Source organism: Peribacillus sp. P4_C12 (genome assembly GCF_056402095.1).
On the sequence record NZ_JBFUIB010001010.1, the window covers coordinates 1 to 832 of the forward strand.

Below are 832 nucleotides of genomic sequence, written 5' to 3' on the forward strand. Positions count from 1 at the left end.
ATTCCCCCTCTGACTGCAATTCAAATGGCGACCATTAACGCGGCCGAATGCTTTGGTTTAAAGGAGCACGGGGCAATTGCACCTGGATATAGGGCAGACTTTCTTCTATTTGATGATCTTGTTTCTCTCCAAATTCACTCCGTATTTAAAGATGGAAATCTTATTGTACAAAATAATCAACTAATAAACTTTCCAGAAAACAAGGAATGTATTATGGAAAATGAATTAAAACATTCTGTAAACCTTCATAATATAACAGAGAAAGATTTATCCATTCAGCTCAAAAATAAATTGGCTAATATTATTGAAATAACACCAAACAGCTTGATTACAAAGCACCTGATTGAACCGGTTTATCTTAATAATGGCCAATTCCAGTTTTCTGAACGAAATGATCACATTAAGCTCGCAGTTATTGAACGGCATCATTTGACAAAACAAATAGGGCTCGGAATTGTCAAAGGACTTGGCTTGCAATCAGGTGCGATTGCCACGACAGTCGCCCATGATTCACATAATTTAATCATTGCGGGCACGAATGATCAGGATATGCTCATAGCAGCAAAGGAAATTAAAAAGATGCAGGGTGGATTAGTCGTAATCCAAGATGGAAGAACACTTGCTTCCCTTCCTCTCCATATTTCCGGATTAATGAGCACAGGTACTTATAATGAAGTTGTTGATTCCTTAAAAAGGATCGACGAGGCGTTATTAACACTCGGTGCTAATCGCCATTTCAATCCTTTCCTGACTCTCGCCTTTTTAGCACTTCCTGTTATCCCGGAAATTAAACTGACAGACCAAGGCTTATTTTCGGTCTCCTCTTTTATGC

At 38.6% G+C, this 832-nt stretch carries 1 protein-coding gene; it reads left to right on the forward strand.

Annotation, left to right across the window (positions count from 1 at the left end; all coding sequences use genetic code 11):
* Window positions 1-24: 24 nt before the first annotated feature.
* Window positions 25-832, forward strand: an 808-nt coding sequence (locus AC1DUW_RS30880; protein ID WP_477644459.1) for an adenine deaminase C-terminal domain-containing protein, incomplete at its 3' end; no start/stop codon positions are given.